Annotated in this window: 21 protein-coding genes and 2 pseudogenes; 5 read left to right on the forward strand and 18 right to left on the reverse strand. The window is 66.5% G+C overall.

Annotated elements, in window-relative coordinates; all coding sequences use genetic code 11:
* The 6 genes and pseudogenes from BLU17_RS30480 to BLU17_RS30505 form a co-directional block, all read right to left on the reverse strand.
* Window positions 1–437: pseudogene (locus BLU17_RS30480) on the reverse strand (electron transfer flavoprotein subunit alpha/FixB family protein); the annotation flags it as partial.
* Between the two features lie 24 nt (window positions 438–461).
* Complete coding sequence (locus BLU17_RS30485) at window positions 462–1,211, reverse strand: electron transfer flavoprotein subunit beta/FixA family protein (RefSeq protein WP_092005943.1); 750 nt, start codon at window positions 1,209–1,211, stop codon at window positions 462–464.
* A gap of 23 nt (window positions 1,212–1,234) precedes the next feature.
* Window positions 1,235–2,449: a CaiB/BaiF CoA transferase family protein gene (locus BLU17_RS30490; RefSeq protein WP_092005946.1), complete on the reverse strand. Its 1,215-nt coding sequence runs from the start codon at window positions 2,447–2,449 to the stop codon at window positions 1,235–1,237.
* Between the two features lie 56 nt (window positions 2,450–2,505).
* Window positions 2,506–3,642: an acyl-CoA dehydrogenase family protein gene (locus tag BLU17_RS30495; RefSeq protein ID WP_092005949.1), complete on the reverse strand. Its 1,137-nt coding sequence runs from the start codon at window positions 3,640–3,642 to the stop codon at window positions 2,506–2,508.
* Window positions 3,643–3,652: 10 nt separating this feature from the next.
* Entirely contained in the window at window positions 3,653–4,849 is a 1,197-nt protein-coding gene (locus BLU17_RS30500; RefSeq protein ID WP_092005952.1) for an acyl-CoA dehydrogenase family protein, read from the reverse strand.
* 55 nt (window positions 4,850–4,904) lie between these two features.
* Window positions 4,905–7,028 (reverse strand): 3-hydroxyacyl-CoA dehydrogenase NAD-binding domain-containing protein, encoded by a 2,124-nt coding sequence (locus tag BLU17_RS30505; protein WP_092005955.1) that lies wholly within the window; start codon window positions 7,026–7,028, stop codon window positions 4,905–4,907.
* Between the two features lie 157 nt (window positions 7,029–7,185).
* Here BLU17_RS30505 and BLU17_RS30510 point away from each other — a divergent pair, with 157 nt between their 5' ends.
* Complete coding sequence (locus BLU17_RS30510; protein WP_092005959.1) at window positions 7,186–8,094, forward strand: LysR family transcriptional regulator; 909 nt, start codon at window positions 7,186–7,188, stop codon at window positions 8,092–8,094.
* A gap of 40 nt (window positions 8,095–8,134) precedes the next feature.
* On the opposite strand, the gene BLU17_RS30515 is transcribed toward BLU17_RS30510, so the two are convergent.
* From BLU17_RS30515 to BLU17_RS30565, 11 genes are all read right to left on the reverse strand, one after another.
* Window positions 8,135–8,920 (reverse strand): DUF4397 domain-containing protein, encoded by a 786-nt coding sequence (locus tag BLU17_RS30515; protein WP_092005962.1) that lies wholly within the window; start codon window positions 8,918–8,920, stop codon window positions 8,135–8,137.
* Window positions 8,921–9,206: 286 nt separating this feature from the next.
* A complete protein-coding gene (locus BLU17_RS30520; protein ID WP_092005965.1) occupies window positions 9,207–9,605 on the reverse strand; it encodes a Na+/H+ antiporter subunit G in 399 nt (132 codons plus the stop codon).
* A 12-nt stretch (window positions 9,606–9,617) separates the two neighbouring features.
* Window positions 9,618–9,893 carry a K+/H+ antiporter subunit F gene (locus BLU17_RS30525; RefSeq protein ID WP_092005968.1) on the reverse strand — a complete coding sequence of 92 codons (276 nt, stop codon included), beginning with the start codon at window positions 9,891–9,893 and terminating at the stop codon, window positions 9,618–9,620.
* Complete coding sequence (locus BLU17_RS30530; RefSeq protein ID WP_092005971.1) at window positions 9,887–10,381, reverse strand: Na+/H+ antiporter subunit E; 495 nt, start codon at window positions 10,379–10,381, stop codon at window positions 9,887–9,889. Before BLU17_RS30530 ends, BLU17_RS30525 begins: the two co-directional genes overlap by 7 nt.
* A 1-nt stretch (window position 10,382) precedes the next feature.
* Window positions 10,383–12,047 (reverse strand): monovalent cation/H+ antiporter subunit D, encoded by a 1,665-nt coding sequence (locus BLU17_RS30535; protein ID WP_092005974.1) that lies wholly within the window; start codon window positions 12,045–12,047, stop codon window positions 10,383–10,385.
* The gene (locus BLU17_RS30540; protein ID WP_092005978.1) at window positions 12,044–12,391 is read right to left on the reverse strand and encodes a Na+/H+ antiporter subunit C; all 348 of its coding nucleotides are present in this window, start codon (window positions 12,389–12,391) and stop codon (window positions 12,044–12,046) included. Before BLU17_RS30540 ends, BLU17_RS30535 begins: the two co-directional genes overlap by 4 nt.
* Entirely contained in the window at window positions 12,391–15,192 is a 2,802-nt protein-coding gene (locus tag BLU17_RS30545; RefSeq protein ID WP_092005981.1) for a monovalent cation/H+ antiporter subunit A, read from the reverse strand. The genes BLU17_RS30540 and BLU17_RS30545 overlap by 1 nt, the downstream gene beginning before the upstream one ends.
* 368 nt (window positions 15,193–15,560) lie before the next feature.
* Window positions 15,561–17,279: a lactate permease LctP family transporter gene (locus tag BLU17_RS30550; RefSeq protein ID WP_092005984.1), complete on the reverse strand. Its 1,719-nt coding sequence runs from the start codon at window positions 17,277–17,279 to the stop codon at window positions 15,561–15,563.
* 91 nt (window positions 17,280–17,370) lie between these two features.
* Window positions 17,371–18,849, reverse strand: a complete 1,479-nt coding sequence (locus BLU17_RS30555) for a LutB/LldF family L-lactate oxidation iron-sulfur protein (protein ID WP_092005987.1) — start codon at window positions 18,847–18,849, stop codon at window positions 17,371–17,373.
* A complete protein-coding gene (locus BLU17_RS30560) occupies window positions 18,846–19,580 on the reverse strand; it encodes a LutC/YkgG family protein (protein WP_092005990.1) in 735 nt (244 codons plus the stop codon). Before BLU17_RS30560 ends, BLU17_RS30555 begins: the two co-directional genes overlap by 4 nt.
* The gene (locus tag BLU17_RS30565) at window positions 19,577–20,356 is read right to left on the reverse strand and encodes a (Fe-S)-binding protein (RefSeq protein WP_092005994.1); all 780 of its coding nucleotides are present in this window, start codon (window positions 20,354–20,356) and stop codon (window positions 19,577–19,579) included. The genes BLU17_RS30560 and BLU17_RS30565 overlap by 4 nt, the downstream gene beginning before the upstream one ends.
* Window positions 20,357–20,542: 186 nt before the next feature.
* On the opposite strand from BLU17_RS30565, the pseudogene BLU17_RS30570 reads away from it, so the two are divergent.
* The 3 genes and pseudogenes from BLU17_RS30570 to ppk2 form a co-directional block, all read left to right on the forward strand.
* Window positions 20,543–21,247: pseudogene (locus BLU17_RS30570) on the forward strand (FadR/GntR family transcriptional regulator); the annotation flags it as partial.
* Window positions 21,248–21,570: 323 nt separating this feature from the next.
* Complete coding sequence (locus BLU17_RS30575) at window positions 21,571–21,951, forward strand: VOC family protein (protein ID WP_092005997.1); 381 nt, start codon at window positions 21,571–21,573, stop codon at window positions 21,949–21,951.
* Window positions 21,952–22,065: 114 nt separating this feature from the next.
* Entirely contained in the window at window positions 22,066–23,001 is a 936-nt protein-coding gene (gene ppk2 / locus BLU17_RS30580) for a polyphosphate kinase 2 (protein WP_092006000.1), read from the forward strand.
* An 89-nt stretch (window positions 23,002–23,090) separates the two neighbouring features.
* Here the strand turns inward: ppk2 and BLU17_RS30585 are convergent, their stop codons facing one another.
* Entirely contained in the window at window positions 23,091–24,680 is a 1,590-nt protein-coding gene (locus tag BLU17_RS30585) for an inorganic phosphate transporter (protein WP_092006003.1), read from the reverse strand.
* Window positions 24,681–24,848: 168 nt separating this feature from the next.
* Between BLU17_RS30585 and BLU17_RS30590 the strand changes: the two genes are divergently transcribed.
* A complete protein-coding gene (locus tag BLU17_RS30590; RefSeq protein ID WP_092006007.1) occupies window positions 24,849–26,468 on the forward strand; it encodes a GGDEF domain-containing protein in 1,620 nt (539 codons plus the stop codon).
* The last annotated feature ends 22 nt before the right edge of the window (window positions 26,469–26,490 follow it).

The raw sequence follows: 26,490 nt of genomic DNA on the forward strand, positions 1-26,490 counted from the left end.
GTGATGACCTTCACCGCATCCGCCGATTGCACCGTCGCGATCGCGTTGCCCGCGTAGATCGGGCGCTCGAACGTGTCGGGCGAATCGACTGCCGTGATGTCCGAGATCTGCGCGACGTCGAGCTTCGCGGCGATACGCGGCGCGACGTTCTTGCCCGCCGCCGTCGCCGGCGCGAGGATGTGCGAGTAATTCTTCGCGATCGCGAGAACCGTCGCTTCGACGTTTTCCGCGAGACCCGCTTCGAGTTGCGGCGCGTCGGCCAGCAGCACCTTCGCCACGCCTGCGATCTTCGCGGCCGCGTCGGCTGCGCCCTGTGCGTTGTGGCCCGCGACCAGCACGTGCACGTCGCCACCGATCTTCTGGGCTGCCGCAACCGTGTTCAGCGTCGCGGCCTTGATCGACTGATTGTCGTGTTCGGCTATTACCAGATTCACCAGATTCGTCATTTTGTCTTGCTCCCCTTACAGCACCTTGGCTTCCGTCTTCAGCTTCTCGACCAGCGTCTTCACGTCCGGCACCTTCACGCCGGCCGAACGCCTGGGTGGCTCGGCAACCTTCAGCGTCTTCAGGCGCGGCGTCACGTCCACGCCGAGGTCCCCGGGCTTGATCGTTTCGAGCGGCTTCTTCTTCGCCTTCATGATGTTCGGCAGCGTCACGTAGCGCGGCTCGTTCAGGCGAAGGTCGGTCGTGACCACTGCGGGGAGCGTCAGCGACAGCGTTTCCGCGCCGCCATCCACTTCGCGCGACACGGTGGCCTTGCCGTCAGCCACGACCACCTTCGACGCGAAGGTGGCCTGCGGCAAGCCGGCCAGCGCGGCGAGCATCTGGCCGGTCTGGTTCGAATCGTCGTCGATGGCCTGCTTGCCGAGAATCACCAGTTGCGGCTGCTCCCTGTCGACCAGCGCCTTCAGGAGCTTGGCGACCGCGAGCGGCTGGAGGTCTTCACTGGACTCGATGAGGATCGCGCGGTCCGCGCCGATGGCGAGCGCCGTGCGCAGCGTTTCCTGCGCCTGGGCGACCCCTGCGGACACCGCGATCACTTCGGTCGCGACACCGGCTTCCTTCAACCGCACCGCTTCTTCCACGGCGATTTCGTCGAACGGGTTCATCGACATCTTCACGTTGGCGATGTCGACGCCCGTGCCGTCCGACTTCACACGGACCTTCACGTTGTAATCGACTACGCGTTTGACTGGCACAAGAATCTTCACTGCATGTCTCCATCCACATTGAATCAAATCACGCCTTTATCTTTCAACTCGGCCAGCTTTTGCGCCGAATAGCCGAGCATCGACTGCAAGACTTCGTGCGTGCCCTCGCCGAGTTGCGGAGGGGCGCGCCGCACCGGCATGCGTTCGCCGTCGATGCGCCACGGCGGCGCGAGCACGGGCGTCGTGCCGCTTTCCGTATGCGGATGCGGCTGCTGCGTCACGAGTCCGCCTCGCGCCGCACGCGGCGAAAGCAGCGCCTCACGCAGGCCCGCCACTTCGCCGCACGGAATGCCCGCGTGCGCGAGGCGTTCGAGCAGCAGCTTGCGGGGCCGGCTGGCCAGCTCGCGCGTGATCTCGGGCACCAGCGTTTCGCGGTTCTGCCCGCGCAGGATGTTGGTCTTGTAGCGCGCGTCGTCGGCGAGGTCGGGGCGCTCGATCGCTTCGCGGCAAAAGCGCTCGAACTGCGCATTGTTGCCGACGGTGATGACTAGCGGACCGTCTGCCGCATCGAACACGCCGTACGGCACGATCGACGGATGCGCGTTGCCATAGCGCGGCGGATCTTCGCCGATCAGTAGCGCTTCGAGCCCGTAGTAAGCGGTGATCATGAGCCCGCAATCGAACAGCGCCATTTCGATGTGGCGCCCGCGCGCGGTGCGCTCGCGTTCGTACAGCGCCGCGAGCATTGCCTGGGCTGAATACATGCCGGTGAACAGGTCGACTGCCGCGACACCGAATTTCAGCGGTGCTTGATCCGCTTCGCCGTTCATGGCCATGAGGCCCGTTTCGCCCTGCACCACGAGGTCGTAGCCGGGGCGCGTCGCCTCGGGGCCGCTGCGGTCGTAGCCCGAAATCGAGCAATAGATGAGACGCGGATTCTCCGCGCTCAACTGCGCATAGCCGAGCCCGAGTTTTTCCGCGCCGCCGAACTTGAAATTCTGAACGAGAACGTCGCTGGTTTTCGCGAGCTCGCGCACGATCTGCTGGCCCTCGGGCGTTTGCAGATCGAGCGTGATCGAACGCTTGTTGCGATTCACGCTGTTGAAGTACGCAGTTTCCGTCTTGCCGACTCGTACGCCCCAGTCGCGCGTGTCGTCGCCGCGATCGGGATGCTCGATCTTGATGACTTCCGCGCCGAGATCGCCGAGCACCATTGCGCTCCACGGCCCGGCGAGCACGCGCGAAAGATCGAGCACGCGTACACCGGATAGAGGCAAGCTGTCTTTGTCGGTCTGCATCGGCAGGCACTCCTGGTTCGTTGTGGAGGCAAAGGGCCGCCTTTGCCTCTCATGGCTCAAGCCGCCTCGCGTCCCAGTGCGATGTAGCGCGCGAGATGATGATCCTCGTCGCCGAGTTGATGATCGATCATCACGAGTCGCTTCGCATAGTGCGCGAGCGGCAACTCCCACGTCATGCCAATGCCGCCATGTAGCTGGATCGCTTCTTCGGCCACGCGCGCGCCAATGCGCCCGATCGTGTACTTCGCCGCCGAAAGCGCGCGCTCGCGCAACGCGCGCGGCGCATCGATGGCCGCGGCCGCGTTGATGACCGCCGAGCGGGCCTGCTCGATTTCGAGCAGCACGTCCGCCATGCGATGCTGCAGCGCCTGAAAGCTGCCGATGGGCGCGCCGAACTGCTTGCGCGTGCGCAGGTATTCGAGCGTGAAATCGCGCGCAGCATCCATCGCGCCAACCGCTTCCGATGCGAGCGCGACGATGCCGTAGCCGCGCGCGTGTTCGAGCGTCGCAAAGCCGCCGCCTTGCACGCCCACTAGCGCGTCGGCGCTCACCTTCACGTCGTCGAGCGTCACTTCGGCCGCGCGGCCGCCGTCGATCTTGCGATAGCCGCGCACGCTCACGCCCGCAGTGTCGCGCGGCACGAGAAAGAGCGAGATGCCCGCTCCGTCGAATTCGTTGCCCGAGGTGCGAGCCGAAACGAGCAGTACGTCCGCCTGTTCCGCCTGCTGCACGACGCCCTTCGCACCCCGCAGCGCCCAGCCGTTGCCGTGCTTTTCGGCGCGGGTCGCAACGCGTGCGTCCTCGTAGTGCGAGCCCGGCTCGTCATGCGCGAACGCGGCGATCTGCGAGCCGTCGACGAAGGACGCGATGCGCGCACGTTGCGACTCGCTGCCCGCATGCGCGAGCGCGCGGCCCACGATCAGCGTATCGAGGAACGGTTCGACCACGAGCCCGCGCCCGAGCGCTTCGAACACGACGGCCACGTCGAAACCCGCGCCGCCGAAGCCGCCATCGGCCTCGTCGAACAACGCGCCGATCACGCCGAGTTCGGCGAAACGCCGCCACATGTCGACGCTAAAGCCTTCTGTGGAGCGCGCGATTGTATCGCGTGTATTGAAACCGTATTGCTCGGCGACGAAGCGGTTGAGCGTATCCGCAAGCATGCGGCGGTCTTCGGTGTGCTGGAAGTCCATGGCGAGCCTCTCAAAGACCGAGAATCATCTTGGAGATGATGTTCTTCTGGATTTCGTTCGAGCCGCCGAAAATCGACAGCTTGCGGTTGTTGAAGTATTGCGCTGCGGCGCTGGCCGCTTCGTCCGGGCCGACCGCGTCGCCTGCATATCCTTCCTCGAGTGCTTCCTCGATGAATGGTGCGGCATAAGGCCCCATTGCGCGGCGCAGCAGCGACGAAATCTCCTGGCGAATCTCGGTGCCGCGAATCTTCAGCATCGAGCTTTCCGCGCCGGGCACGCCGCCGCCCGCCACGGCGGCGATCACGCGCAGGTTCGTCGTCTTCATGTTTTCCAGGTCGATTTCGACCTTCGCGACACGCGCCGCGAATTGCGGGTCTTGCGCGAGCGGTTTGCCGTTGCGCATGATTTTCTGCGCGGCGCGTTTCAGGCGCGCGAGCGCCGCCACCGAAAAGCCCACGCCCGCGATGTTGGTGCGCTCGTACATGAGCAGATATTTTGCGTAGGTCCAGCCCTTGTTTTCCTCGCCCACCCGATTTTCCACCGGCACGCGAACCTCGGTGAAGAACACTTCGTTCACCTCATGTTCCCCGTCGAGCGTGACGATGGGGCGCACCTCGATGCCCGGCGTGTTCATGTCGATCAACAGGAAGCTGATGCCTTCCTGCTTGCGCACGTCGGTTGCGGTGCGCACGAGGCAGAAGATCATGTTCGCGTAGTGGCCGAGCGTGGTCCATGTCTTCTGGCCGTTCACCACGTAGTGGTCGCCGTCGCGCACGGCGCTCGTGCGCAGCGAGGCGAGGTCCGAGCCCGCGCCCGGCTCCGAATAGCCCTGGCACCACCAGTCCGCGCCGTCGAGAATGCGCGGCAGCCAGTAGCGTTTTTGCGCTTCGCTGCCGTACCGGATGAGCACGGGGCCGAGCATGTTCACGCCGAACGGCACGACGCGCGGCGCGCCCGCAATCGCGCATTCGTGCTCGAAGATGAACTTCTGCACGGCATTCCAGCCGGGGCCGCCGTACTCCTTCGGCCAGTGATTCGCGAGCCAGCCCTTTTCATTGAGGATCGCGTGCCATTGCGCCATGTCGTCGCGCGTCAGGCGCCTGCCGTTGCGCACCTTGTCGGCGAGCCGCTGCGGCAGGCGCGCTTCGAGGAATGCGAGCACTTCGCCGCGGAACGCTTCTTCTTCGGCCGTGAATTTGAGGTCCATGTGTGATTGCTCCATGCCGCCGCGGCTTTTCTTGTGCGCGTGCGGCGTTCCGACTTCAGGCCGATTGATTGAGGCTCGCGAAATTCTCGCCGCGCTCGACGAGTTCGACGAGCAGCGGCGACGGACGCCAGAACAGCGGATCTTCCTTCGCGTACTCACGAATGTCGGCGAGCACGTTGGCGAGGCCCACCGTGTCGGCGTACTTCATCGGGCCGCCGCGGTAGCGCGGGAAGCCATAGCCGTAAAGCAGCGTGACGTCCACGTCGAGCGGACGCAGCGCAATCTTTTCGTGCACGACGTTCGCGCCTTCGTTGATCATTGCGGCCATGTAGCGGCGGACGATCTCCTCGTCGGTGAAGCTGCGCGGCTCGATGCCCGCACGCTCGCGCTCGGCGCGGATGATCGATTCGACTTCGGGGTCGGGCGTGCCGGTGCGCGCGCCGTCGGGGTAGAGGTAGAAGCCGCGTCCCGTTTTCTGGCCGAACCAGCCGCGCTCGCACAGGCGGTCGGCGATCTGCACGTAGCGGGCCTTCGGGTCGCGCGTGGCGGCGCGGCGCTTGCGCGTGGCCCAGCCGATGTCGCCGCCCGCGAGATCGACCACCTGGTACGGGCCCATCGGAAAGCCGAATTCGCGCACGGCCTTGTCGATCTGGTAGGGCGAGGCGCCGTCTTCCATCAGGTGATCGGCGGCCGTGCGAAACACCGCGAGAATGCGGTTGCCGATGAAGCCGTCGCACACGCCCGCGCGCACGGGCACCTTGCGCAGCTTCTTCGCCAGCTCGAACGCGGTGGCGACGACGTCGGCGCTCACCTGCTTCGGCACCACGATTTCGAGCAGCTTCATGATGTTGGCTGGCGAGAAGAAGTGCAGGCCCACCACGTCTTGCGGACGCTTGATGCTGGCCGCGATCGCATCGATGTCGAGATACGAGGTATTGGTCGCGAGCACGGCGCCGGGCTTGCACACGCGGTCGAGTTCGGCAAACACGGCCTGCTTCACGGCCATGTCCTCGAACACGGCTTCGATCACGAGATCGACGTTCGCGAGCGCGTCGTACGCGGTGCTGCCATTGAAGCGCGCGAGGATCTGCGCCTTCGCCTCGGGCTTCATGCGGCCCCTGGCGATGAGGCCGTCGTAGACCTTTTCGACATGCGCGCGACCGCGCGCGAGCGCGGCGTCGTCCCGCTCGATCATCGTAACGGGCAGGCCCGCGTCGAGCACGGCCACGGCGATGCCCGCGCCCATCGTGCCGCCGCCGACCACGCCGACGGTTTCGATCGCGCGAGGCTTTGCGTTCTTCGTTTCGGGCGCTTTCTGCACTTCGCGCTCGGCGAAGAATGCGTGCACGAGGCCCGCGCGCTGCGGGCTGTCCAGGCATTCGAGGAACTGCTTGCGTTCGAAGCGCAATCCTTCGTCGAACGAAAGATCGAGCGCGGCTTGCACGCAATCGACGATCTTCAGCGGCGAGAAAAGCCCGCGCGATTTCTTCGCGGTGTCGGCGCGTGCGGCGTCGATGGCGGCTTGCGACCGCGCGCGGTCGGCGAGACCGAGGGCGTCGCGCGTGCGGCGCACATGGGCATGGCCTGCGAGCAGTTCCTGTGCGTAAGCGAGGCCTTCGGCGAGAACGTCGTCGCTCGCGCCAGCGCGATCGACGAGACCAAGCTCGAGCGCTTCCTGCGCACTCGCGTGCCTGCCGCTCAGCATCAGCGAAAGCGCCGCCTCCGCGCCGATCAGGCGCGGCGTGCGCTGCGTGCCGCCCGCGCCGGGCAGCAGGCCCAGTTGGACTTCAGGCAAGCCGAGCTTCGCACCCGCCACGGCGAGCCGATAGTGCGCCGCGAGCGCCACTTCGAGGCCGCCGCCGAGCGCCGCGCCGTGAATCGCGGCGATCACGGGCTTGTGGCAGGCCTCGATGCGGTTGCACACGTCGGGCAGCGCGGGCGGCTGCGGCGGTTTGCCGAACTCGCGGATATCCGCGCCGGCAATGAAGTTGCGCCCCGCACCGACGATGAGCACCGCCTGCACGGCGTCGTTCGCCTCGGCGTGCTCGATGGCGGCGGCGAGGCCGCGGCGCACGTCCACGCCGAGCGCATTGACGGGCGGGTTGTCGACGGTGACGAGCAGCACCTTGCCGCGCAGTTCGTGCGTGACGGGGGACGCGTTGACGGTATCGGATGCCATGGGAATGCTGTCTCCATAATGAGGGCCCGACCGGTGGGCCGGGCTACAGGTGTTCTATGCTGGCCTATGCTGGCGTCGATTCTCGGCGCGTCAGGGGCAATTGACAATCCCATGGTCAATTGACAGACTGTCAAAATATCTTTGACAGTGGACTGCCATGGACGTCAACGCGCTGACGCTGCTCGTCGAGATTCTCGACGCGGGCAATCTGAGCGAGGCGGCGCGCCGGCTCAAGATGAGCCGCGCGAACGTCAGCTATCACCTGAGCCACCTCGAAAAATCGATCGGGCTGCAGCTCGTGCGCCGCACCACGCGTCGCGTCGAGCCGACCGAAATCGGACTGAAGCTCTACGAGCACGGCCGCGCGATCCAGAATGCGCTGCTTGCCGCGCGCGAGTCGGTGTCCACGCTGGGGCAAAGCCTGCAGGGGCGCGTGCGGCTTTCGGTGCCGAGCGGCTATGGCCAGCTCGTGATGTCGGAGTGGCTCATCCAGTTCAAGCGCACGTATCCGGGCATCGTGCTCGACGTGATGTTCGAGAATCGCGTGGAAGACCTGTTGCGCGACGAAGTGGATATCGCCGTGCGCGTGATGCACGAGCCGCCGCAGAATCTCGTGGCGCGCGACATGGGGCCGGTGAAGTACATTGCGTGCGCGTGCACGCAGTGGGCCGAGCGGCACGGCATGCCGCAAACGCTCGAAGACCTCGCGCGCGCGCCCGTCATCACGGCGACGGTGGTGGGGCGGCAACTGCGCCTTGCGGGCTATCTGCGCGAGGAACGGCACGAGGTGCTGCTCGAACCGTCGATCATCTCGGAAAACTTTCTCTTTCTTCGCCAGTCGATTCTCGCGGGCCTCGGCGTGGGCATCGTGCCCGACTACGTGATGCACGACGACATTCGCCTGGGCGCCGCCGTCACGTCGCTCGACGCATGGCGCCTGAGTATTTTCGGCACGCACATGTACATGCTCTACATGCCGAACCGGCACCATACGCGCGCCGCGTCCACCTTCATCGACTTCGTGCTGGGCGAGGCGCGCAAGACCGGGCGCGGCGCGGCCGCGTGAAGCCTGTTCACGCGGCCGCGATGCGTGCCGGCGCGGCGCACTACTGCCCCGTGATCGTGTTCGCGTACTCTTGCGCCGGCTGCGAGGTGTTGCCGCCTTGCGCGACCAGCAGATGAATCTGTCCCGGAGCGAGTTGCGAGAGCGTTCCGGCGATGGGCACGGTCGTGATGAGCCAGTCCGCGTTATTCGCGAGATTGAAGGCGTCCGACTGGTAGATCGCCGTCTTGCTGCTGGCCGTCGTGACGATCGCCACGTAGTTGCCGCCGTTCATGTAGACGGAGTCCTGCCCGCTGGCCGGCACGGCGTTCTTGTACGTCACCGCCGGCAACGTCGGCGATACGTTTGCGATGTTGGTGCCGGGCGCAACGATATAGATGTCGAGGTTCTGCGCGTTGACGGTGGCGTTGAAGGCGCGCACGCGCGCGCTGTTGGAGAGCAGGCCCTTGTCGAACGGGTCGTCGATCAGGCCGATGTCGCCGCCCGTGAGCGCGGGCAGCGCGAGCACCGTGTACTCGTGGCCCTTCGCCACGTCGGGGAAGTTGCCGCTTGCGATGGGCGTGGTCGTGCCGGTGTTCGCATACGCGACGGTCGTGTTGCCGGTGTTGATGTTGGCGAAGTTCGTCACCTGCTTGTACGCGATGTTCGTCTGCAAGGGGCTGCCGTTCACGAGGAAATCGACATTGGAGCCACCCGGCAGCGCATGCACGAAATGGATCTCGGGGTTCTGCAGTCCGAGTTCCTTGCCGACGTCGTTGCTGCCGCCTCCGCATGCAGCGAGCAGGGCTGCCGCGCTTGCAAGCGCGACCAGGGTGCGTATCTTCTTCATCGTCCACCTCATCTGTTTCGTTCAGGCTGTATAGGCGCGCGGACTCGATGGCGAGCGCGCGTTGTTATTGCGCCCGTTCGCGTGCCGTGAGGGCGGCGCGATGGTGCCTGCGGGCGAGCACGATCAGCAATCGGTGTGCCGGGCGCGGCGACACGGACGGCCCGTGTGCGCGCAACGGCCTGAAAGGACAACGAGGTGGCGAGCCTGGCGGCGGCGGAGTGTTTCTTTACAACGTTCGACGGCAGCTTTTACCAACGAAAAAGCCGATTCGCGCCGGGTCCGATATTCAAGAATCCTGCGTGGATTTGCCGTTCGGGCGTGCGTCTTGCGCACTTTCGCTGTTTGCACATGCGCCGTGGGCAGGCGGTCTTCCGCGCGTGATCGAGGAAATCGATACGCGTTGCTGAATGCCTGCCTTCGTGAGCATGTGTGCGCTGATGGGCGCGGTGAGAAACAGGAACGCCGGGATCAACAGTTCGTGCAAGCTCGCGAAGTTGTCGCGCGCGCTGAAGTAGACCACGGAGGCGAGCACGACGCCACCCGCGCCGAGCGTGGTCGATTTCGTCGGACCATGCAGGCGCATGTAGAAGTCGGGCAGGCGCGCGAGGCCGATCGCGCCGATCAGCGTGAACGCGCTGCCGAACAGCAGCAGCGCGCAGACAATCGCTTCGATGACGGTGTGCATGGCGAGGCCCGGCTAGTGGAGTTCGATGATGTCGCCGCGCTGGAGGTATTTCGTGAACGCGACGGTGGCCACGAAGCCCATCACCGCGATGAGCAGCGCAATTTCGAAAAAGACCGTGGAGCGCAGCATGATGCCGTACACGACGATCAGCGCGATGGCGTTGATGTTGAGCGTGTCGAGCGCGACGAGCCGGTCGGGCAGCGACGGCCCGCGCACGAGGCGCACGAGCGTGAGCAGGAACGCGAGACCGAGAATCGCGAACGACACCGGAACGACAATGGCTAGCATGCGAAGATCTCCATCAACGGGGCTTCGTAACGGGACTTGATCGAGGCGACGAGCGCGGCTTCGTCTTCGAGATCGAGCACGTGCACGACGAGGCGCGTACGGTCGTCGGAGAGTTCGGCGCACAGCGTGCCGGGGCTCAGGGAGACGATGCTGATGAGTGACGTGAGCGCGATTTCGTGGGTGCTGTCGAGCGGCACTTCGATGAAGGCGGGGCGCAGGCGCCTCGTCGGGCCGAGCACGAGCAGCGCGACTTCGAGATTGGCCGCGACGATGTCGTAGAGCACGTGCGCGAAGAGCCGTGCAAGCAGCCATGGCCTGCCGAATCGCACGGGGGTGAGCCACAGGCCTTCGCCTACGCGGAAGGCAATGGCGGCGCCGAGCACGAAGCCGAGCAGCACGTTTCCCGGCGAAACGTCGTTCATCAGCAGTACCCAGCAGACGAGCAGGACGAGCGTGAGCCAGGGGGGCGGGAAGAGCCGCTTCAACATGTCAGCTTCCTTTTGCCTGCGCGGTCTGCGCGGTCTGCGCGGGCAGAATCGCCCGGACATACGCTTCGCGGTCGAGCAACTGCGCGGCGGTGGCGTCGAAATACTGCTTGAGTGGACCCGCGAGCAGCGTAGCGGCCACGACGCCCGCAAGCAGCAGCGCACACGCGGCGAGCTTCGCGCGGCTGCCGCGCGGCGCGGCGCCCGGCGCGCCGGCGTAGGCGCGTGAGGCAGGAATCGCCCACAAGAGACGCGTGCCGGTGCGGCTCAACGCGACGATCGAAAGCAAGCCCGAGACCAGCACGGCAGGCCAGAGCACGGCGGCCTGCGAGAGCGGCGTCGCCGCGAGCACCATCGCCTTGCCGAGAAAGCCGGAAAGCGGCGGCAGGCCCGCTGCGCCTACCGCGGCCGCGAGATAGAGCAAGCCCGCGAAGCTCGAGGGCCAGGGCGCGGGGTTTTTTTCCACGCTGGCGGGTTGCACGAAAGCCGCGACGGGTTCGTCATCCGCTTCGGGCGTGATGGCGGGCGCGGTGGCGTCGTCGAGCGATTCGCGCGAGGCGGGCTCGCGTAGTTCGGGCGACGCGCCTCCAACGGCCGACCCGGTTGCTTCGGACTCCAGCGTATCGGCAAGCAGGAACAGCGCACCGGTGCACAGGGTCGTGCTGACGAGGTAGTAGAGCAATGCGCTCCACGCGAGCACGGTTTGCATCGTGGCGGCCGCGATCAGCAGGCCGACCGAGACCAGCACGAGAAAACCGGTGGTGGTCTTGAGGCTCGATACCGCAAGCGCGCCGAGCGCGCCATAGACGATCGTCGCGATGGCGAGCCACCATGCCCAGTCGTGCATGAACGCGCCGAGCAGGCCGTCTGCCGCTCCGAACAGGAGCGCGTCGCAACGCAGCATCGCGTAGATGCCCACTTTGGTCATGATCGCGAACAGCGCGGCTACCGGGCCGATCGCGCTGCGATACGCTTGCGGCAGCCAGAACGACATCGGGAACACAGCGGCCTTCAGGCCGAATACGAGCATGAGCGTCGCGCCCGCGAACCGGGCGAGCGGCAGCGTTGCGGAGTCCAGGTGCGCGAGGCGCTCGCCCATGTCCGCCATGTTCAGCGTGCCCGTGAGGCCGTACAGCACGCCGATCGCGATGAGGAAGAACGACGAGCCCACGAGGTTCAGAAGCATGTAGTGTAGGCCGTTGCGCACGCGGCGGCGCCCGCCTCCGTGCAGCAGCAGCGCGTAAGAAGCGATCAGCAGCAGTTCGAAGAACACGAAGAGATTGAAAATATCGCCGGCGAGAAACGCGCCGTTCAGACCCATCAGCTCGAACTGCACGAGCGCTCGGTAGTAGCGCCCGCGCCGCGCGTCCGCGCCCGTCGTGCCGAGCAGGCAGCAGCAGGCGAGCAGCGCGGTCAGCACGAGCATGAGCGCGCCCAGGCGGTCGAGTTGCAGCACGATGCCGAACGGCGCGGGCCATGCGCCGAGCGCATAGCGCGCAATTTCGCCTTGCGCGGCGTGTTCGGCGAACGCCACGGCGATCGGCAGGAGGGCGAGTGTGGCAATCACATTGATCGCGCGCCGCAGGCGCTTTGCGCGCAGCGGCAGCGCGACAATGGCGGCCGCCGCGAACAGCGGAATCAGGATCGGCAGGATGAGAGCGTGGTTCATTCGCCGCGCGTCCCCTTCTCGATCCGGCCCAGGCCGTCCACATGATCCGTGCCGTCGATCGCGAGCGCGCGCAGCGCGAGCACGACCGTGAACGCCGTCATGGCGAAGCCGATCACGATGGCGGTGAGCACGAGCGCCTGCGGCACCGGGTCGGCGTACTGCGCGCCCGCCGCGATCACGGGCGGCTTGCCGGTGGAGAGCCGGCCCATGCCGAGCAGGAACAGGTTGATCGCATACGAAAACAGCGTGATGCCGAGTATCACCGGCAGCACGCGCGCGCACAGCAGCAGGTAAATGCCGCATGCGCAGAGCACGCCGAGCGTAATGGCGAAGGCGGCTTCCATCAGCTTTTCTCCACGTGTTGCATGTCTTTGTCGCGCACGCCGAGATGCGAGACGATCGTGAGCGTCGTACCCACCACGGCGCCCAGTACGCCGAGGTCGAACAGCATTGCCGTGCTCAGTTCGATGTCGCCGACCAGCGGCACGTGGAAATGACCGAATGCGCTCGTGAGGAAGGGATGGCCGAGCACGATCGCACCCACGCCCGTCGCGGCCGCGACGAGAATGCCGAAGCCCGCGAGGGCGCGGTAGTTGATGCGGATGCGCGACTCGGTCCACAACACGCCGCTTGCAACGTACTGAAGCAGGAGCGCAATCGATATGACGAGCGAAGCGATGAAGCCGCCGCCCGGCAGATTGTGGCCGCGCAGGAATATGAACGCGGCGACGAGCGTGGTAAGCGGCAGCATGAGGCGCGCGAGAATGGCGAGCAGCAGCGGATGCGATTGCGACGACCACGGCAGGCCGCCGGGCCCGGTATCGGGCGACTTCAAGCGCAGCCCGCGCAGCATCGCCTTCACGGCGAGACCCGCGACGACCAGTACGCTGATTTCGATCATCGTGTCGAAGCCGCGGAAATCCACGAGGATCACGTTCACGACGTTGTGGCCGCCGCTGCCCGGCAGCGCGTTCGCGAGAAAGAACCCCCCGACGCCAGCCACCGGCGCGCGCGTCATCACCGCATAGGCGACGCCGCCGACGAGCGCGCCGCATGCGAGCGCGAGCACCGCGTTGCGCGCCCTCGTCGGCACCGGCTGCACCGCGCGCTGCACCACGGGCAAGAAGTAAATGGCGAGCACTAGCAGCAGCACGGTCACCACTTCCACGGAGACCTGCGTGAGCGCGAGGTCGGGCGCGGAGAAGCGCACGAATGCAAGCGTGACGAGCAGGCCGCAGGTGCTCAGCATCACTAACGCATAGAGCGTGTTGGCGCGCACGATCACGACGCCAATGGCGAGCAGCGCAATCAGCGCGAGGCCGGTCAGCGTGATCGCGTCGAGCGGCACGGAGCGGTAGGCGCCGTCGAGCGACGTGAGCGAAAGCAGCGCGGTGCCGGGCACGATCAGCATCGCCGCGATCATCCACGTCAGATACGAGGGCAGCGAGCGCGTCTCGAAGCGATTTACCACCACGGCCGCCGCCTTTTCGAGTTGCCGCAGGAAACGGTCGAACCCTTCGCTCGCGTTCATTTCCGAGAGCATCGAGCGATGGTGGCGGAACGCATCGCGGCGATAGAAGAACAGCAGCGCGCCGCCCACGAACGACAGGCCGCTCATGAGGAGCGGCACGTTGATGCCGTGCCACAGGCTCAGGCTGTATTCGGGCACGACGCCGCCCAGCGCGAACCACGCCGCCGATTCGAGCATTCTGCCGATGGTTTGCTGCGGGACGAGTCCGACCAGCAGGCAAATCACGACGAGAATCTCCACGGGCAGCTTCATGAAGCGCGGCGGCTCGTGCGGCGGATAGTGAGGGAGGTCGTGCGGCGTCTCGCCGTCGAAGAACACACCCCACACGAAGCGCAGCGAGTACGCCACCGAAAGTCCGGCGGCAACGACGGCGAGCGCGGGAATGATCCAGTTGAAGTCGCCGAGCAGACCTTGCGCGAGCGTTTCGCCGAAGAACATCTCCTTCGAGAGGAAGCCGTTGAGCAGCGGCACGCCTGCCATGGCGAGCGACGCCACGCTGGCGAGCGCGGCCGTGTGGGGCATGAAGCGCGCGAGGCCGCGCAGGCGGCCGAGGTCGCGCGTGCCGGTCTCATGGTCGATGATGCCCGCGGCCATGAACAGCGAGGCCTTGAATACCGCGTGATTGAAGGTGTGAAAGAGCGCGGCGACGGTGGAAAGCTGGGTATCGAGGCCGAACAGCAGCACGATGAGCCCGAGATGACTGATGGTCGAATACGCGAGCAAACCCTTGAGATCGCGCTGCACGAGCGCCATGGCCGCACCGCCGGTGAGGGTGACGAGGCCGATGAGGCTCGTCACGTAGAAGAACCAGCCGGTGCCTTCGAGCACGGGATAAAAACGCGCGATGAGGAAAATGCCCGCCTTCACCATGGTCGCCGAATGCAGATACGACGAAACCGGAGTGGGCGCGGACATTGCATGCGGCAGCCAGAAGTGAAACGGAAACTGCGCGGACTTCGTGCAGGCCGCGAAAAGCATGAGCAGCAGAATGGCCGGATAGAGCGGATTGCGCTGCACGTTGCCCGCATGCGCGAGCACCACGTCGAGGTCATAGCTGCCGCAAACGCGGCCGAGCAGCAGCACGGCGGCGAGCAGCGCGAGGCCGCCCGCACCGGTGATGGTGAGCGCCATGCGCGCGCCGCGCCGCGCTTCGGGACGCGAAGGCCAGAAGCCGATCAGCAGAAACGAAACGATGCTCGTGAGTTCCCAGAAGACCACGAGCAGCAGGAGATTGCTGGAAAGCACGACGCCAAGCATCGCGCCCATGAAGAGCAGCAGCAGCGCATAGAGGCGCGGCAGCGATTCGCTGCCCGCCAGGTAGTAGCGCGCGTAGATGAAAACGAGCAGGCCGATCGCGAGCACGAGCAGCGCGAACATGAACGAAAGACCGTCCAGACGCAGCGAGAACGCGAGGCCGATCTGCGGAATCCAGTCGGCTTGCCATCGCAGCACGCCGTAGGTGGCCATGCCCACACGCTCGCTTCCCAGCAGGCCGAGCCCGAGCAGCGCGGCTGCGAACGCGACCCAGGTGCCGGAGGCCGGAGCGCGACGTCCCGCGCACGCGACGAGCGCCGCTGCGATGAACGGTAGTACGACGAGCCACCCCATTGCCATTCGACACTCCCCGGAAACCGACAGAGCGGCGAGCCGGCGCGCCGCAGTTCACGATCATAGCCGGAAACGGGGACGGACTTCATGCATGTGGCGCGAATACGTCCGATAACGCGCGTGTCAGACCATGCGGCCGCGGGCCTTGCGAAAGCACATGAGCGAGAATGCCGGCATTAGTGGCCGATTGCGGCGATGTCCGCGCCACGAACGCGCGTAACGTGGACCGACCCGGCGAAACGCGCGACGAGCCGATGCGCGATGGTGCCGTGGGTATTTCCATATTCGCGCCGCGCATGCAAAAAGGCCGTTGCCCGCACGCAGCGGCCAACGGCCTTTTCCCGTGCCGCGCTGACGCGGCACTGACCGCGCGGTTATTGCGGAATCATGCCCGTCAGTAGATATGCCTGAATCAGCGTCACCACGCCCACGACCGCGGCAAAGAACAGGCTGTGGCGCACGGTGAAGCGAAACAGCGCCGATTCCTTGCCGACGAGCCCGGTTGCCGCGCAGGCCACCGCGATCGACTGCGGCGAAATCATCTTGCCGCTCACGCCGCCCGAGGTGTTGGCTGCGACGAGCAGCGTGTCCGACACGTTGATCTGGTGTGCCGTGGTGTGCTGCAGCGAGCAGAACAGCGCGTTCGACGACGTATCGGAGCCCGTGAGGAACACGCCGAGCCAGCCGAGGAACGGCGAGAAGAACGGGAACGCGGCGCCAGTGCCGGCGAGCGCGAGGGCGAGCGTCGACGACATGCCCGAGTAGTTCGCGACGAACGCGAAGGCCAGCACGAGCCCGATGGAAAGCACGGGGCGGCGCAGTTCGCCGAGCGTCTCGAAGAACGCGGCCACGGCCGCGCGCGGCTTCATGCGCAGCAGGATGGCGGAGAGGATGGCGGTAATCATGATCGCGGTGCCCACGGCCGAGAGCCAGTCGAGCTTGAACACGGCCTCATAGGGCTTGGGCGATGCGACGATCGGCGCGGTGCGCACGACGAGTTGATCGAGCCCCGGTACGTGCAGGCTGAATATGGTGCCCGCGAGCGCGCCTTTCGCTGCGAACAAGGCCTTGAACGGCTTGACGCTCCACACGGTCACGATTGCCGTGAGCAGAATGAACGGCAACCACGCGCGCACGGTTTGCGCGACGCTGTACGGCGAAGCCTGGCGGCTCGAAGCGGCTGCGCGCGAACCACCCGCGCCACCGCCGAAACCGCCGAAACCGCCGAGCGTCGCGGCGCCGCCGCTCATCTGCACGTTCGCGCCTTGCGCGGCGCGGCGCGGCTGCCACACCTTGAGGAACGCCGCGAGCGCGACGAGGCTCACGAGCGCCGAGGTGATGTCCGGCAGTTCGGGCCCGATGTGGTTCGAGGTGAAATATTGCGTCACGGCGAAGCTGCCCCCGGCCACGAGCGCGGCGGGCCACGTTTCCTTGAGGCCGCGCTTGCCGTCCATGATGAAGACGAGCCAGAACGGCACGAAGAGCGAGAGCAGCGGCAACTGGCGGCCCGCCATCGCGCCGATCAGGAACGGGTCGATGCCGGTCACCTGGCCCGCGACGATGATGGGAATGCCCATCGCGCCGAACGCCACCGGCGCGGTATTGGCGATGAGGCACAGGCCGGCGGCATAGAGCGGCTCGAAGCCGAGCCCGACGAGCAGCGCCGAGGTGATCGCCACCGGCGCGCCGAAGCCGGCGGCGCCTTCGAGGAACGCGCCGAACGAAAAGCCGATGAGCAGCAGCTGGAGGCGCTGGTCGTCGGTGATCGAGAGCACGGAGGCGCGGATGACCTCGAACTGCCCCGTCTTCACGACGATCTTGTAGAGGAACACCGCGGTGACGATGATCCACGCGATCGGCCAGATGCCGTAGGCGAAGCCGAAGCCCGCCGAGACCAGCGCCTGGCGCACGGGCATGCCGTACTCGAAGATCGCCACGGCGAGCGCGAGCAAGAGCGTGATCGCGGCTGCGATATGGCCTTTCATGCGCAGACCGGCGAGCGCGACGAAGAAGAACAGGATGGGAATGGCGGCCACGAGCGCGGATAGCCACAGACTGCCGAATGGTGTGTAGATCTGATGCCAGGGTTGCACTTCGGTCTCCTCCGATGATGCGGGTCGAAAATTTATGTGAGGCCGTCAGGCATGCTGTGCGATTTATTTCGTATGCCTGACGAATGGAGCGCTATTGCGGCTGGTCACGCTCGCGCAGCAAATCGTGCAAGCTGCGCGGCGCGGGCTTGAGCGGCGTGCGATGCTGCGTCCAGCCCATTTGTTGCGAAGGCGCAAGGCCGCGCAGGCGCGTGACGGCCCAGCGCAATGCGCGATAGGCGCGCGGATGCGCGAACGCGCCGCTCCAGAAGCGCCAGATGAACTGCTCGCTCCTGCTGTGATTCGCGCCCTGGCCGCGCAGCGGGTGCGCGACGCTTTCTTCGGGATCGCGGTTCGCCTCGGTGCGCAGGCGCACGAGCAGTTGCGGAATCGGAATGCGCACCGGACAGACTTCGCCGCACGCGCCGCACAGGCTCGATGCCGTGGGCAGTTCGGCGGTCGCGTCGAGCCCGAGCAGATGCGGCGAGATGATCTTGCCGATCGGCCCCGGATACGTGGTGCCATACGCGTGCCCGCCGATGCGCGTATACACCGGGCAGTGGTTCATGCAGGCGCCGCAACGGATGCATTGCAGCGTGGCGCGCAACTGCTCGTCGGCATAGGCCTGGCTGCGGCCGTTGTCTAGCAGCACGAGGTGGACTTCGCGCGGGCCGTCTTTTTCGCCTTCGCGGCGCGGGCTGCTGATCAGATTGAAGTAGGTGGTGATGGGCTGGCCCGTGGCCGAGCGCGTGAGCAGGCTCGAAAGCGGCACGATGTGCTCGAGCTTCGCCACGACCTTCTCCATGCCCATGATGGCGACATGCACGTCGGGCACGGTGGTGGAGAGACGGCCGTTGCCCTCGTTTTCCACGAGCCAGAGCGTGCCCGTGTCGGCGGCCGCGAAATTCACGCCTGAAAGGCCGATCTGCGCGTCCACGAAGGCGCGGCGCAGCGCACGGCGACCGGTTTGAATGAGCGTGTCCACGTCCTCGGTGTAAGGCGTGTCGGGAATATGCGCTTCGAACAGATGCCCGATGTCGCCCTTCGTTTTGTGAATGGCGGGCATCACGATATGCGAAGGCTTCTCGCCCGCAAGCTGGACGATGTACTCGCCCATGTCCGACTCGACGCAATCGACGCCGCGTTCCGCGAGGTAATGGTTGAGCTCGATTTCCTCGCTCGCCATCGACTTGCCCTTTATCACGCGCGTGGCCGCATGCCGCTGCGCAATCGCGTGGACGATTCGGTTCGCTTCGTCGGCGGTCTCGGCCCAGTGCACCTGGATGCCGTTCGCGCGCAGGTTCGCTTCGAGTTGTTCGAGCAATTCGGGCAGGCGCGCGAGCGCATGCTGGCGTACGGCTTCGCCGAGATCGCGCAGCGCTTCGAGTTCGTCGGCTTCGGGAAACTGCGCCGCGCGTTTGCCTTGCAGGAAGTCCATCGCGCCGCGAAAGCTCTGGCGCAGTTGCGGATCGTCGAGCGCCGCGCGTGCGCGCTGGCGGAATTCGGCGGTCGGCACGAAGTGGAGCGTGTTTTCATGGCCCGCCGCGGGCGGCGTCTGCGTGATCGTGCTCATTGGGCGGCTCCCCGCTGCGTGCTCGTTTCGTGATCCTCATCGATCACGACGACAACCCACAGCGCGCGCGGTCCGTGCGCGCCATAAGCCGTGGTCTGCTGGATGTCCGAGGTCTTCGACGGACCCGAAATCATGACGAGATTGGCCGGCATGCCGTCGCGCCAGCGTTCCGCCGTCACGGCGGCGTGCAGGTCGGCGTGCAGCGTGCGGGCGTAAATCAGCGCGACGTGCAGCGGCGGCACGAGCGAGACCGTGCGCGGCGCGTTCGCGTCGGGCGCGACCACCAGCGTGCCCGTGGCAGCGAGCCCCGAGCGCGCGACGGTGAAGCCCGCGTCGATGGTGTCGAAAAGTTCGGCCTTCCATTGCTCGATGGGCCGCGCGTAGTCGCGCGCCTGCACGTGAGCCGGCAGCGCCATCGTGAGCGCGTGGCCTTCCACACATGAGGTGTCGAGCAACAGGTTGCGCACGCCCGCCGCTTCGAGACGCTGCGCGAGATCGGCGGCCCAGGTGGCGCCGCTCGCGCAGATCACCTCGGCATGCGCGGCTTCGAGCATGTGCCGGAATTGCGCGATGCGCTCGTTCAGCGCGAGCGGCGCATGGGCGCGGCGCGCCTCGAAATGTGCGTCGATGCGCGCGTCGAGCGCTTCGACCGCCGTGGCTGCCGTGGCGCGCGCATGTTCGCGCAGCCGCCCGAGCATGCGCGCCCGCGCACCCGTCGTATCGGCGCTCATGCGGCCTCCCCGCCGGTGCGGCGCCACAGGAACGATGCGAGGTGCTCCACGGCGAGCGGCGCCTGCTTGTGCGCGGCTGCGTGGCCGATGTTGAGCAGGCACCCGCAATCGGCGGAAACGAGGCGCTCGCAGCCCGTTGCACACGCGGCGGCGATCTTGTCGGCGACCATCGCGCCGGAAATGTCGGGGTGCTTGAGCGAAAACGTGCCGCCAAAACCGCAGCATTCCGGCTCGCGCTCGTGGTCGATGCGCGTGACGCCCGGCAGCGCATCGACGGCTTCGACGCCGTGCACGCGCGTGCCCATTTCGCGCCGCGCGCCGCAGGAGGTGTGCAGCACGACGCGTTCTTCAGGCTGCGCCGCGGCGCCATAGGCATTGAAATCGACGTTGAGCACGCGCACGAGGAATTCCGTGAGTTCGTACACGCGCTCCGAAAGCGCATGGGCGCGCGCGGCGTCGGCGTCGTTGTCGAATAGCGCGGGCCAGTGGTGGCGCATCATGCCCGCGCACGAGCCCGATGGCACGACCACGGGCCATGGCTTTTCGAAGAGGCCGAGCTGCGCCCGCGCGACTTCGCGCGCCTGGCGCGGGTTGCCGCTGCTATAGGCGGGCTGGCCGCAACAGCTCTGGCTGCGCGGGAAATGGACCGTGAGGCCTTCGCGTTCGAGCAGCTTGACCGCGTCGAGGCCGGCTTGCGGCACGAACAGGTCGACCAGGCAGGTAGCGAACAAATAGACGTCGGATGGACGCGCGGTGGGGTATGGCCGTGGCTTCATGTCTCGCTCGGTGTCTTTGCGCGTCGTCGTGTGCTTTCGGGGCGGGCGTGGCCGCCGGGTCTGGGAGCCGGGGCGGGGCTGCACGCGGGACTAGCGCTGGTTTGAGCGCATAATTCCCGCTTCGGACGCGGGGTTCAAACTGGTTGGACCACGCGTTGCCCACGAGGACGAAACGCGGAAATGACAATGAGGGACAGGGCAAGCGCGCGCGGGCGCGTGGAAACCGTGATGCGCCGGATGGAGACGTCGCTGCTCGACGGCACCTGGCGCGCGGGCGCGAAGCTGCCGTCCGAACGGGGGCTCGCGCTCGAATACGACGTGGCGCGCAACACGGTGCGCGAGGCGATCCAGCGGCTCGCGGCGCGGGGCCTCGTGCAGAGCCGGCGCGGCGCGGGCGTATTCGTCACCGACCAGTTGCGCACGGGGTTTGCGTCGCCTTGGGGCCAGCTCGTGGCCGATCACCCGGCGCTGCGCGAAGACATTCTGGAGTTTCGCCGCGTGCTGGAAGGCGCGACTGCCTATTTCGCGGCGCTGCGCGCGAGCGACGAGGACCTCGCGCGCATTCGCGCGCTGCTGCAGGAACTGGAGCGCACACGCAAGCTGGACGACAAGGCCGCCGAGGCCGAGGCCGACGCGAGGCTGCACGAGGTCATCGCGCAGGCCTCGCACAACGCGATGTTCCTGCATTTGCACACGAGCGTGCTGGGCGTGCTGCGCGAGCACATCACGATCAACGGCACGGGGCTGCGCGTGCAGAACGAGGACGCGCCGGACCGGTTGCTGGAGCAGCACCGAACGCTGTGCGGCGCGATCGTCGCGCGGCGTCCCGAGGAGGCGCGCACGGCGATGCAGACGCACATCGACTTCGTTCGCACGCGGGTGGGCGAGGAAATCGGCTGGCCAGAAAGTGGTCCAACCAGTGACCGCGCCAGGGACGCCGGGGTCTGGGCCGCGGCAACGCAGACGGGCAAGGGCGCGGAACGTGCGCTTGCAGCGGAAGCCGGAAAGCGTGCGGAAAACGGACAAAGCGGAAAGCGCCCGAAGGGCGGCCGCAAGGTGAGCGCGGCGAAGCGCGCCCCCGAGGGCGTCGCGCCGGCGGCCAGGACCGCCGCCGAGGCAGCCTCGCGCGCGGTGCGCGGGAACGCTGCTAACGTTGCCCGATCCGCCCTGGGGGGCGAGGACGGCATGCACAACAGCAACAGCGGGAGGGAAACATGAGCGAACGCACCGCGCAAATCGTGTCGCTGAGCGCCGTGACGTTGAGCGTGAGCGACATCGCGCGTTCGGTACGCTTTTACGAGGCGCTCGGCTTCGTGCAGAAGGCCGGCTCTCAAGTGGCGGGCTTCGCGTCGTTCGAACTGGCCGGCGCGGCGGGCGTCTGCTATCTGAACCTGCTGGAAGCGCCACATGGCGCAGTGGACGGCTGGGGGCGCGTGATCCTTTACGTGGCCGACGTCGACGCGTTTTATGCCCATGCGCTGGCGGTAGGGGCGACGCCCGAATTCGCGCCGCGCGACGCGCCCTGGGGCGAGCGTTATTTCCATCTCGCCGATCCGGACGGCCACGAGCTGAGCTTCGCGAAGCCGCTCGCCTGAGCCGCCGCGATGCATTTTGAAATATTCGTGACACTCGCTGCGACGATAGTGGCGCGAGGCTGCGTCGGCCAGCACGACGCGAGTGCCGGAATATCGAACAAGGAGAGAGTCGCCATGAATGAATTCGACCGCACGGCGGGTACCGAACAGCAGGATGCCGAACGACATCGCCGCCGGCGTCTGGACGAAGAGCTCATCGACGCCTACGACGAAGAGCTCGAAATGGAGGTCGACGACCGGTTGCAGGAAAGCGGCCTGCAGATCAGCGACGAGGCGCGCGCGCTGCGCCGCGTCTACTTTCGCGAGCTGATCCGCCTGCAGGGCGAGCTCGTGAAGCTGCAGGACTGGATCGTGAGCACGGGGCACCGCCTCATCGTGATCTTCGAAGGGCGCGATGCGGCGGGCAAGGGCGGCGTCATCAAGCGCATCACGCAGCGCCTGAACCCGCGCATGTGCCGCGTGGCGGCGCTGCCCGCGCCGAACAACCGCGAGCGCACGCAGTGGTATTTCCAGCGCTACGTGCAGCATCTGCCGGCCGGCGGCGAGATGGTCCTGTTCGACCGTAGCTGGTACAACCGCGCGGGCGTCGAGCGCGTGATGAACTTCTGCACCGACGACGAATACGAGGAATTCTTCCGCTCGGTGCCCGAATTCGAAAAGATGCTCGCGCGGAGCGGCATACAGATCGTCAAGTACTGGTTCTCGATCACGGACGACGAGCAGGAAGTCCGCTTCCAGAGCCGCATCGAGGATCCGCTCAAGCAGTGGAAGCTCTCGCCGATGGACCTGGAAAGCCGGCGCCGCTGGGAAGCCTATACGCACGTGAAGGAAGTCATGCTGCTGCGCTCGCACATTCCCGAAGCGCCGTGGTGGGTCGTGCAGGGCGTGGACAAGAAGCGTGCGCGCCTGAACTGCATTCATCATCTGCTGAGCCAGGTGCCCTATCACGAGATCGAGCACCCGCAGGTCACGCTGCCCGCGCGCGTGCATCATCCCGACTATATTCGCCAGCCGGTGCCGCAGGACATGATCATTCCGGAAATTTACTGACGCGCCAGCGCTTTCAAGGCGCCCGCCCAGTTAAAAAAAGCCGCGCTCCCCGTCACCGGGGAGCGCGGCTTTTTACTTGCCGTTCGCGCTCAGAACAGGTGCTTGAACAGCCAATAAAGCGCCCCCGCCAGCACGATCGAAGCGGGCAGCGTGAGCACCCACGCCAGCACGAGGCTGCGCACCGTGTTCCATTGCAGGCCCGAGCCGTTCGCCGCCATCGTGCCCGCCACGCCCGAGGAGAGCACGTGCGTCGTCGAGACCGGCAGGCCGTATACGTCCGCGGCGCCGATCGTCACCATCGCCACGACTTCGGCGCAGCCGCCCTGGCCGTAGCTCAGGTGCTGCTTGCCGATGCGCTCGCCCACGGTCACCACGATGCGCTTCCAGCCCACCATCGTGCCGAGGCCGAGTGCGATCGCCACGGCCACCTTCACCCATGTCGGGATGAATTTCGTCGCGTGATCGATCTGGCTGCGGAAGTTGAGGATCGCCTTCGCGTCGTCGGCCGAGAAGGCGACGGCCTTTTGCTTGTCGAGCAGGCGGATCGCCTCGGAGATCACGTACATCGTGTTGCGCACGTTGTCGACGCTCGCTTGCGGCACCGCCGCGAGCGAGCCGTAGCTGCGCACCTGTTCGCCCACCTGGTTCGACAGTACGGCGAGCGCCGGCACCGTCGTGTCCGAAAGCGTGCGCCTGCCGATGAAGCGTTCGATTTCGGCGCGCGGGTCGGCCGGCGCGGCCACGCCGTTCGTGTAGCGTTCGAGCGCGCGCGTGGCGTCGTGCGCCACGGCGACGAAGGTCTGTGTTTGCCCGGCCGTCACGGCGCGGTTCAACGCGTAGGCCGTGGGCACCGTGCCGATGAGGATCAGCATGATGAGGCCCATGCCTTTCTGGCCGTCATTGGAGCCGTGCGCGAATGATACGCCCGTGCACGTGAGGATGAGCAGCGCGCGGATCCAGAACGGCGGCGGCTCCTTGCCCTGAGGCTCGGCGTAGAGCGCGGGCACGCGCACGACAGCCTTGAGGACGAGCAGCAGCAGCCCGGCCAGCAGAAAGCCGACGATCGGTGAAAAGAGCAGCGACTTGCCCACGCCGAGCGCCTGGCTCCAGTCCACGCCGCTCGTGCCGCTGGCGCCGTGCATCAACTGGTTCATGAGGCCCACGCCGATGATCGAGCCGATCAACGTATGCGAACTCGACGAAGGCAGGCCGAAATACCACGTGCCCAGATTCCAGATGATCGCGGCGATGAGCAGGGCGAATACCATCGCGAAGCCCGCACTGCTGCCCACCTGCAGGATCAGCTCGACGGGCAGCAACTGCAGGATGCCGAAGGCCACCGCGCCGGTGGACGTGAGCACGCCGAGAAAATTCCACGCGCCCGACCACATCACAGCGATATTGGGCGAAAGCGAGTGCGTGTAAATGACGGTCGCGACTGCATTCGCGGTATCGTGGAAGCCGTTCACGAATTCGAAGCCGAGCGCGATCATGAGCGCGACGCCAAGCAGAATCCAGGGAAGCGAGGAGCTTTCGCGCACGGGCGAGAGGTCGTCGGCGAGATGCATCCCCACGTACACGGCGCCGGCGGCGACGACGACGAGGAAGGCAAGCAGGCTGGCATTGCGCCCGCGCGAGGGGGCGGTGTCCCGTTGCGGTGACAGGGAAAGGTCTGGCATGGCGGGCGGGCTCCAGGGGGTGGCGGGAGGGCAAAGGTAACGTCATCGATCGTGAACCGCCCAGGTTTCGGTTTGATGACAGATTTATGCCGGTCATGCCCTATAAATCTCGTGTCGAGACCGGGCAGCCCTCGGGAACGGTCCGCCTGCGGAAGGAGGATTGCGCAGATGCCAAAACGGGTTCTTTCGCTGCGTCTTCTGGTGCGCCGTTGGGCCATGGTGCGGGCGAGAGCGGCGACGCGCCTGATCGGCAACTACCCCTTCTTCGCAGGGCTCTCCGGCACGCTGGTCGCCACGGTGATGGCGATCCTGACCTACGCGGCGCTCTACGAAGGCCGCGCCGAAGAGTTGCGCCACGCGGCCGAGAACTCGCACAACCTCGTGCAGCTCATCAGCAACGACATTGCGCGCAACGTCGAGATCTATGACCTGTCGCTGCAGGCCGTGGTCACGGCGGCGCAGCAGCCGCAAACCTGGCTCATGCCCGAGGCGTTGCGCCAGCGCGTGCTGTTCGACCGCGCGACGGCGGCCTCGAATCTCGGCGGCGCCTACGTGGTCGACGCAACCGGCCACGTGAAAGCCTCGCAGCGCGCCGTGGCCGAAGCCGTAGCCGCCGGCGTGTCGTTCGCAGACCGCGACTATTTCGTCGCGCACCAGAGCGACCCGCGCGCGGGTCTCTTCTTTTCGAAACCCTATCGCTCGCGCCTGCGCGGCGGAGTGCTCACGATCGGCCTCACGCGCCGCATCGACGCGCCCGACGGCGCATTCGCGGGCGTCGCGCTGCTCGGGGTGCGCCTCGATTATTTTCAGCAGCTTCTGGAGCGCGTCGATCTCGGGCAGCGCGGCCATCTGTTCATCCTGATGCGCGACGGCACGCTGCTCGCGAGCAAGCCGCCGTCACAGCGCGGCGCCGGGGCGAGCTATGCGGATCTGCCGAATTTCGCGGTCTTTTCGCGCCGCGACGCCGGTACCTATACCGCGCATTCGGCGCTCGACGGCGTGATGCGCATCTATACCTTCGCGCATGTCGGCAATACGCCGGTCATTGTCGTCGCGGCGCCCGCCGTGGCCGACGTGCTCGCCAGCTGGCGCCGGCGCAGCTATATCGCGCTCGTGATGACGACGGTTTTTGGCGGCGCCTGGGTTGTCGTTTCGTGGGTGCTCGCGTTCGCGCTACGCGACAAGGTGGTCGCCGAAGGCGAACTGTTGCGCCTCGCCGTGACCGATCCGCTCACGGGTCTCGCGAACCGCCGCGCGTTCGACAGGCGTCTCGCCGAAGAGTGGCAGCACGCGGTGCGCGAGCGCACGCCGCTTTCGGTGCTGTTCTTCGACATCGATCACTTCAAGCTCTTCAACGACACGTACGGACATGCCGCCGGCGACGAGGTGCTGGCCTTCGTGGCCGGGCGCATCGCTGCCGGATCGCGGCGCGCAACCGATCTCGTCGCTCGCTTTGGCGGCGAGGAGTTCGTAGTGCTGCTGCCGGGCACGACGCTCGATGCCGCGACGCGCATGGCGGAGAAGATCCGCAGGCGCATCGAGTCCGACAATCTCACGCTGAGCGGGACGCACCACGGGTGCGTGACGGTGAGCGCGGGGTGCGCGAGTTGCGATCCGCCGGCGGGCGGCAGCGGCGCGAAGCTGCTGATCGCCGCCGACCGCCTGCTCTACGAGGCGAAGGAAGCCGGCCGCAATCAGGTCCGGTCGCAGCAATGGACCGGCGACGGGACGCCGCCGCTGGTGGGTTCCGAGGCCGGAACCCGAGGCCGCGACGCGCCCGCAACCTGAGACAAGCCGAAGGCCGCCCCGG

Source organism: Paraburkholderia lycopersici, assembly GCF_900096975.1.
In the GTDB taxonomy this organism is placed as follows: Bacteria; Pseudomonadota; Gammaproteobacteria; order Burkholderiales; family Burkholderiaceae; genus Paraburkholderia; species Paraburkholderia lycopersici.

Excerpts from the sequence above, each read along its gene's own strand:
- BLU17_RS30490 (WP_092005946.1), bottom strand. The coding sequence starts at position 2,449 with ATGCAGACCGACAAAGACAGCTTGCCTCTATCCGGTGTACGCGTGCTC.
- BLU17_RS30495 (WP_092005949.1), bottom strand. The coding sequence starts at position 3,642 with ATGGACTTCCAGCACACCGAAGACCGCCGCATGCTTGCGGATACGCTC.
- BLU17_RS30500 (WP_092005952.1), bottom strand. The coding sequence starts at position 4,849 with ATGGACCTCAAATTCACGGCCGAAGAAGAAGCGTTCCGCGGCGAAGTG.
- BLU17_RS30505 (WP_092005955.1), bottom strand. The coding sequence starts at position 7,028 with ATGGCATCCGATACCGTCAACGCGTCCCCCGTCACGCACGAACTGCGC.
- BLU17_RS30510 (WP_092005959.1), top strand. The coding sequence starts at position 7,186 with ATGGACGTCAACGCGCTGACGCTGCTCGTCGAGATTCTCGACGCGGGC.
- BLU17_RS30515 (WP_092005962.1), bottom strand. The coding sequence starts at position 8,920 with ATGAAGAAGATACGCACCCTGGTCGCGCTTGCAAGCGCGGCAGCCCTG.
- BLU17_RS30520 (WP_092005965.1), bottom strand. The coding sequence starts at position 9,605 with ATGCACACCGTCATCGAAGCGATTGTCTGCGCGCTGCTGCTGTTCGGC.
- BLU17_RS30525 (WP_092005968.1), bottom strand. The coding sequence starts at position 9,893 with ATGCTAGCCATTGTCGTTCCGGTGTCGTTCGCGATTCTCGGTCTCGCG.
- BLU17_RS30530 (WP_092005971.1), bottom strand. The coding sequence starts at position 10,381 with ATGTTGAAGCGGCTCTTCCCGCCCCCCTGGCTCACGCTCGTCCTGCTC.
- BLU17_RS30535 (WP_092005974.1), bottom strand. The coding sequence starts at position 12,047 with ATGAACCACGCTCTCATCCTGCCGATCCTGATTCCGCTGTTCGCGGCG.
- BLU17_RS30540 (WP_092005978.1), bottom strand. The coding sequence starts at position 12,391 with ATGGAAGCCGCCTTCGCCATTACGCTCGGCGTGCTCTGCGCATGCGGC.
- BLU17_RS30545 (WP_092005981.1), bottom strand. The coding sequence starts at position 15,192 with ATGGCAATGGGGTGGCTCGTCGTACTACCGTTCATCGCAGCGGCGCTC.
- BLU17_RS30555 (WP_092005987.1), bottom strand. The coding sequence starts at position 18,849 with ATGAGCACGATCACGCAGACGCCGCCCGCGGCGGGCCATGAAAACACG.
- BLU17_RS30560 (WP_092005990.1), bottom strand. The coding sequence starts at position 19,580 with ATGAGCGCCGATACGACGGGTGCGCGGGCGCGCATGCTCGGGCGGCTG.
- BLU17_RS30565 (WP_092005994.1), bottom strand. The coding sequence starts at position 20,356 with ATGAAGCCACGGCCATACCCCACCGCGCGTCCATCCGACGTCTATTTG.
- BLU17_RS30575 (WP_092005997.1), top strand. The coding sequence starts at position 21,571 with ATGAGCGAACGCACCGCGCAAATCGTGTCGCTGAGCGCCGTGACGTTG.
- ppk2 (WP_092006000.1), top strand. The coding sequence starts at position 22,066 with ATGAATGAATTCGACCGCACGGCGGGTACCGAACAGCAGGATGCCGAA.
- BLU17_RS30585 (WP_092006003.1), bottom strand. The coding sequence starts at position 24,680 with ATGCCAGACCTTTCCCTGTCACCGCAACGGGACACCGCCCCCTCGCGC.
- BLU17_RS30590 (WP_092006007.1), top strand. The coding sequence starts at position 24,849 with ATGCCAAAACGGGTTCTTTCGCTGCGTCTTCTGGTGCGCCGTTGGGCC.